Annotated in this window: 6 protein-coding genes; all 6 read right to left on the minus strand. The window is 66.2% G+C overall.

The window, feature by feature from the left end:
- Positions 1-164 precede the first annotated feature (164 nt).
- Positions 165-1,232, minus strand: a complete 1,068-nt coding sequence (gene corA, locus D6718_10285) for a magnesium and cobalt transport protein CorA (protein ID RMG44317.1) — start codon at positions 1,230-1,232, stop codon at positions 165-167.
- 349 nt (positions 1,233-1,581) lie between these two features.
- Positions 1,582-2,553: an integron integrase gene (locus D6718_10290; GenBank protein RMG44322.1), complete on the minus strand. Its 972-nt coding sequence runs from the start codon at positions 2,551-2,553 to the stop codon at positions 1,582-1,584.
- 211 nt (positions 2,554-2,764) lie between these two features.
- Positions 2,765-3,001, minus strand: coding sequence for a hypothetical protein (locus D6718_10295; GenBank protein ID RMG44318.1), 237 nt, complete (start codon positions 2,999-3,001; stop codon positions 2,765-2,767).
- Between the two features lie 350 nt (positions 3,002-3,351).
- Positions 3,352-4,014: an isoprenylcysteine carboxylmethyltransferase family protein gene (locus D6718_10300; protein RMG44319.1), complete on the minus strand. Its 663-nt coding sequence runs from the start codon at positions 4,012-4,014 to the stop codon at positions 3,352-3,354.
- Positions 4,015-5,071: 1,057 nt separating this feature from the next.
- On the minus strand, positions 5,072-6,403 hold the full coding sequence (locus D6718_10305; GenBank protein RMG44320.1) for an insulinase family protein: 1,332 nt from the start codon (positions 6,401-6,403) through the stop codon (positions 5,072-5,074).
- Positions 6,404-6,407: 4 nt separating this feature from the next.
- The coding region (locus tag D6718_10310; protein ID RMG44321.1) for an insulinase family protein at positions 6,408-6,716 on the minus strand (309 nt) is incomplete at its 5' end.

Consider the following 6,716-nt stretch of genomic DNA (forward strand, 5'->3'; position numbering starts at 1 on the left):
ACGATAACTTCAAGAAGACGAAGAGGCACAGCCGTTCTTCCTCCAACTCCGCCCAGGAGAGTCTAACGGCTTCGGCATCACCTGCGGCGCGCAGCGCCGTCAGGTGCATGCCGTAGTTATGCGGATTACGGCTACGAGCCCGATGCATGTCTCCTGAGGAGCCCTCATAGCCATTTCTTCCGCCGAAAGTACCAGAGCATCCCTGCGCCGACAAAGATCATCAATCCCAAAACCGCCGGGTATGCCCACCGCATTCTCAGCTCGGGCATGTATTGAAAGTTCATCCCATACACTCCTGCAATGAAAGATAACGGAATAAAAATTGTCGCGATTATGGTCAGGACCTTCATCGTCTCATTCATTCTATTGCTCACCGAAGAGAGATACAGGTCCATCATCCCGGAGAGCACTTCACGCAGAGTCTCAATGATATCCAAAATCTGGACGCTGTGATCATAAACGTCCCTGAAGTAGACAGCCGTCTTCCTTGTGATAAGGGGATTATCGCTGCGGTGCAGTGCACCAACAGCCTCCCGTACGGGCCATACAGCCTTCCGAAATACGAGCATCTCGCGTCGAAGCGCATGGAGTCGCTGCATGGTAACCGCATCGGGGCTACCTGTCACAGCCTCCTCCAGCTCATCGGTTTCTTCGCCGATTGCTTCAAGCTGCCGGAAGTATTTGTCGACAATACAGTCAACCAATGCATATGCAAGGTAATCTACACCTCGCTTGCGGATCTGGCCTCGCCCGTTCCTTAGGCGCTCCCGGACAGGTTCAAAGAGATCAGTGGGTCGATCCCGGAAACTTATTATGAAATGATCCCCCAAGATGATCGTGACCTGATTGATTCCCACGACCATGGATGTCCGATCAAAATCCACGTCTTTCAGCACGATCACAAGCAATCCTTCGTATTCTTCTGACTTCGCGCGTTGGCCGGGAGTTAGGATGTCTTCCAGGACTAGCGGATGAATTGAGAACGCGTCGCCAATGCGCTTCAGCGTCTCCACGTCGTGCAGGCCAGTTACATCGATCCACGTCGCTGTCTGGCCTCGCGCATACTTTTCAGGTAGCTGGTCCGCCGTCCATTCGTCTTCTTGCACCGTCGATGAGTCATATTTAAAGATGCGCATAACGACCGGTTCCGCTTTTCGCTCACCTGGGTAAACGAGAACGCCGGGAGGAGCACCAATCGGCTTCTTGGATCGGCTAACAACGCGGCCGACCATTTTCCCGGCTCTTCGGGTGCCTTGTTCTTTCGTCTTGCGTATACCTTTTGTCATGATAAGCACTCAGGCCAAGAATGAGGTTTCCGTATAACTTGAATTCGGCCGGTCTTCGTAGGAGGTTGCGCTGCGATCTCACGCCCCTGCGAGGACGCGGCTTGGCGGCATTGTACAACGGCATCCGCCCCCCTTGTGAACCGGTTACGCCGGGGTCGGGTCGCGCGAGGCGTTGATCGGCTGGTCCGTCCTTCTCCGGGTTTATGCGGATCAAGGGGGATGTCCGGATGGGGAATTGGCTGTCGTTGCCGAGCACCCCGGGTTTGCGCAGACCCCTCGGCGAGTCGTCGACCCGTCACGAACGATCGCGGAGTTCGGGGTTGGTGGGCCGAGGAAGATCGTCGGCCGGGCTGCGGGCACCGAGGGGGCCTAGACCGGCGAGGTGTGTGTAGATCATCGTCGTGCGGACGTCCTTGTGACCGAGAAGTTCCTGGACCGTGCGGATGTCGGCGCCGCTTTCGAGCAGGTGCGTGGCGAACGAATGGCAAAGCGCATGCGGATGGACGCGCTTCCGGATGCCGGCGCATGCTGCCGCCGTCTTGAGCGCGCGTTGGATCACCGTCTCATGAAGGTGATGCCTGCGAAGCTGGCGCGTCTCGCGGTCGCGGTAACAGCGCGTGGCCGGAAAGACCCATTGCCAGGGCAGCGTTCTTCCCGTGTGCGGTGCTTTGCGTGCCATCGCGTCGGGCAGGGCGACCCAACCGGCGCCCTGCTTCAGGTCGGCCTCGTGAAGTCGCGTGACGTGATCGATCTGCCGTGCCAGCGGATCCTCGAGCGAGCGAGGCAGGAGGGCGACGCGGTCCTTTTTCCCTTTGCCGTCCCGGATGACGAGCAGGCGGCGTTCCAGGTCGACATCCTTGATGCGGAGATGCAGCGCCTCGAGCAGGCGCAGGCCGGATCCGTAGAGGAGCATCGCAACGAGCCAGGTCGTGCCGGAGAGTTCCCGGAGCAGTAACGCGACCTCGGTGCGGGAAAGCACGCTCGGCAGGCGCGATGGCCGTTTCGCCCGCACGATCTCGTCGAACCAAGGAAGATCGAGACCCAGCACGCGCCGGTAGAGGAAGACCAGCGCCGCGAGGGCTTGGTTCTGCGTGGCGCTCGCCACGCCTCGTTCGACGGCGAGCCAGTTCAGGAACGCGACGACCTCGGGGGGACCGAGTTCCCGCGGGTGGCGCAGGCCGTGGAAGCGGATGAAGGGCCTGACCCAGCTCGCGTAGGCCGCGGCGGTGCGCGGACTGGACCCGGCGCGGAGAATCTCGTCGGTCAGGCGATCCAGCAGGCGCGGGCTGCGGGCGCGGTGCGCTTGGCTCGCCGCCGGGCGATCGCCGGTACCGCTCGAACCGAATTCGCGTCGGTGTTTTTCCACCGCGAGCCCCGCGTGCTGCCGAGACGGATCCCGGCGCAAGGAGCATCACCGGCAACGGGCGCGCGCGCATCGACGCCGTGGCGCGTCTCTCCCGATCGGGGCAAACCCGGGGTCACCTCGGAGCGACGGTTACCTCGACGAGGCGTGCGGAATCGCGGACCCGCTCGATGAAGGCGTTGATTTCTTCGCGGGGCAGCGCGGCGGCACGCCAGGCGGGGCGGTCACGGGAGTCGTGCGGGAATCCCGAGCGTGTTTCCCACTCGACTTCGCGGGGCGGCCTCGGGGTTCGCGTGATAGGAACTGCGGCGGCGTTGTCTTTCTTGAAGCGCCGCGACATCGGTTTCATCATGCGCCGTCTCGCCATTCCGCAGGCACGCTTCCGTGGTCAAGGCGAGCCACGAGCTCGGGGCCGGTCTCGTGGCCGGTGAACAGAGCACCTTGAATCGAGTCGCACCGACGCTCAAGGCCGCGCGACGCGGAGGTGATGGATCGGCCCTCCGCGAGAAGAAACGGCGCCGCCCGGTCCTCCTGCGGAGGCTTCGGCCCGCCGGCGCCCGAGAATCCGGCTATGCCCGCACCGGTGGATGTGACCGGCCCGCGGCATTCGTGCGCCCACCCTCTCCCGCGCGCCCCGAACGGCCCGGCCGCGCCGCGGGCCGCCGCCGCCCGGCGGGCTCATCGCCTCGCCCGCCAGCTCGATCAGAAAGGCAGTCCCGGGAAAAGACGGCCGCGAACCCGCGCCTTGTACTCGGCGTACTCGGAGCCCAGCACGGCCTCCAGGCGGTCCTCTTCCGCGATCGCGTGCAACAGGAACGCCAGCCACCAGATCGGGGTGAGGGCCAATCCGTAGACCGATCCCCAGATCAGGCTCCAGCCGGCGGGCCACAGAACCTCGCTCAAGTAGATCGGGTGCCGGACGAGCGCATAGATGCCGGTCGTGCGCAGCTTCATTCCCGGTTCCGGAGGTCTCCACCACTTGACCGTCAGCGCCGGCGCGGCGACGCCCAAGGCGATCAGCAAGATCAACCCGCCGGCGACCGATTGCCACGACCCGAGATCGAAGCGCGGCTGCGGGCAGATCGGCAGCGGCAACATGATTCTCCCTGCCGTGACGAGCGCGAGCACCGCCGAGACGAACGGAAGACGCCGCGCGATCCGATGACCGCCGACCGCGAGCGTCGCGCCATGCATGCCGATCATCGAAATGAACGCCCAGAAAAAGGGTGATGTGTAGAAATTCATGGTCACACCGGTTCCGACCCGTCGCCGCTCGAACGACCCGGCGAACAGCGATCTCCTGATGTCATCGATGGCTTCGCCTTCTTGCCCGCCGATCTTCTCAAGAAGCGTTCGCCCGGCCATCGGGATTCCCGCTCGAGATCCTCGAAGGCCCTATCGACCAACGAGTGGTCCGCACCCACGAGGACGAAGCACGCGTGCGACACGCAGGCGATCGCATGAAGACCGTGATCCGCCAAGAAGGACAGCTTGTCTTCGAGTTGCCCGCGCTTTGCACCCCTCGCGAGCGACTGGTCGAAGACCAGCGTGGACCTCTTCGGACGCGCCCTGGCGACCGCCACCAGCTCCGGGCCGAAAACATGAGCCGGTGCTCTCTTACCTTCGGTGGGTGCGAGTCGGATCCCGGTGTCCGGATCGAGGAAGACGTGATCGTCGCATTCGCAGGCTGGCGCGAAACAGACATGCCGATCGACCCCTCGCGCAAGGATCTCGCGCGACAGAACCCGTGTGCCCAAAAAACGATCGTACGCGTCCACCATCTCCGGCGATACGAATTCGGTGAACATCGGATGGGTGGCCCAAGGCCCCAGCGAGGCCAGCGAGCGCAACAGGCATTGCCTGACGAGATCGTAGGAGTCTCCCAGGAACTCGAGCTTCACTCTCGCTCTCCAGATTCGCCCACGAATGCCGGTTCGGCCGGTCCTCGCAGAAAGTCCCAGTGCGACCGCACGCCCTGGCGAAAACGCGGGACCGGCATTCTAGGGGAGGATCCGCTCCCGCGTGGACGGGCGGCACCGAATCGTTCCGCGCGCGGCGCCAGCGGTCCGGCGCGCCTTTCTTCAGGTTCCCGCGAACCGAGCGGCGTGTCCGCGCGGCGTTCGCGCGGCGGCGCCGGCAATCCGGACCATTCATGAAACCTCGAAGCGCAACGCGGCGGATTCCGCTGGATGGCCCGCACGGAGGCCCGACTTCGCAAGGTGAGCGCGAAAGGGACTCCGCCGAAGGGTGCCCGCTTCCGGCTCGGACGCGCGCAACGGGGCCGAACGGACTGCCCTCGGGCCGCGCTCTCCCTTTACGGCATCTGGGTAGAGTCGCGTGTCGGGATCGATCGGCCGTGCGAGCGGATCGCCGAATTCGCCGAGGGAGCGGCACGGCTCTCCCGATCGGGGGAAACCCGGGCTCACTTCGGAGCGACGGTCACCTCGACGAGGCGTGCGGGATCGTAGAACCGCTCGATGAAGGCGTTGACCTTCTCGAGCGGGAGCGCGGCGGCCTTTTCGGCGAGGCGGTCGCGGAAGCCGTGCGGCAGGCCGAAGCGCGCTTCCCACATCGCCTCGCGGAGGATCGCGTCGGGGTTCGCGCGGCGGGTCCAGCGGCGGCCGAGCAGGTAGCCGGCGGCGCGCTCGCGTTCCTCCTCGGTGATTCCCCGGGCGTGGAACTCGTCGATCACGCGGTGCAGCTTCTCCTTCGCGGCGGCGGCGTTCGGCGCGCGCGTGAAGGTGAACGGGCCGTAGCCGCTGGGGACGAGCCCGCCGCCCCCGTGGGTGAAGGCCCCGTAGGTGTCGCCCTCCTCGTGGCGCAGGGCGACCGAAAGCCGCGAGTAGAAGTTGCCGCCGAGCACGTGGTCGGCGACGAGGAACGCCGGGTAGTCGGGGTCGGTCTCCGGAAGCCCGACGCGCGCCAGGCCGAGGTAGACCTGCGTCAGCCGCCGGATCGCGACCGTCACCTCGCGCGGCCTCTTCTCCGGATCCACCGGCGGCGGGAGATCCGGCTCCAGGCCCTCGGGCGGCTCTTCGAGGGGCGGCGGGAGCAGGCCGCGCGCGATCGCCTCGGCGCGCTCGCGGTCGATGTCGCCGGCGAAGCCGATCTGCCGGCCGGGGAGCGCCAGCACGAGATCGCGCGCCGCCGCCAGTTCGGCCGTATCCGTCGAAAGGCGCGGGGGCTTTTCGTACTCCAGCCGGCGGGGGTCGCCCGGGCGGAACAGCGCGCGCATCGCCGCCTGCCCCAGGCGGAACGCGGGCGACGTCTGCTGCTCTTTCCAGAGCAGCTTCCGCTGCTGCCGCCAGCGCTTCAGCTCGCGCCGGTCGAAATCGCGGTTCGACAGGATGTCGCGCACCAGCCGCGAGACCTCGTCGAGGTCGCGCGCGAGGAACGTCACCGCCAGCTCGGCCTGGCGCTGGGAGACCTCGAGCGACGGGCGGATCCCGAGCGCGTCGGCGCGGCGCCGCAGCGCGCCCTCGGGATCGTAGAACTGGATCTCGAACGCCTCCTCGACGTGCCTCTCCCGCGCCCAGGGCGACCATGTCCCCACCGGGAAGCGCAGCCGGAGCGTGATCACGGGAACACGGTGGTCCTCGACCAGCGTCACCGCCGTCGCGGGATCGATCCTCCACTCGACCGGCTGTGGGGGCGCGGCGGCGGCCGCGCCCGCTCGTGCGCCGAGCGCCGGCAGCCAAGCGGCGGCCACCGCGAAAAGCACCACCAACGGGGAGGTCCTCGGCGTCGTCGTCATCGCATCACCGCTGGAAGAGGGGATAGAGCCAGCCGAACAGCCGCACGAGGAGCGGTACGTGCCGGGGCCGGAGGTAGAGCCTCGCGCGCGGGCCGGGGGCGACGTAGCGCTCGAAGGCGCGCCGCACGTCGTCGAGCGTCACCCTCTCGATGCGCTCGATGCGGTCGAACGCCCGCCGCTCGTCGCCTTGCCACCAGCGCGCGCGGCCGAGGGAGGCGGCGAGTCCTTCGGGGGAATAGGCGCGGCCGTACTCGCCGAGCAGCAGCCGCTTCTTCGCGGCGGAGAGCTTCTCCTCCGTGAGGTAGGCGCGCAG

The organism is Acidobacteriota bacterium (assembly GCA_003696075.1).
Classification (GTDB): Bacteria; Acidobacteriota; Polarisedimenticolia; order J045; family J045; genus J045.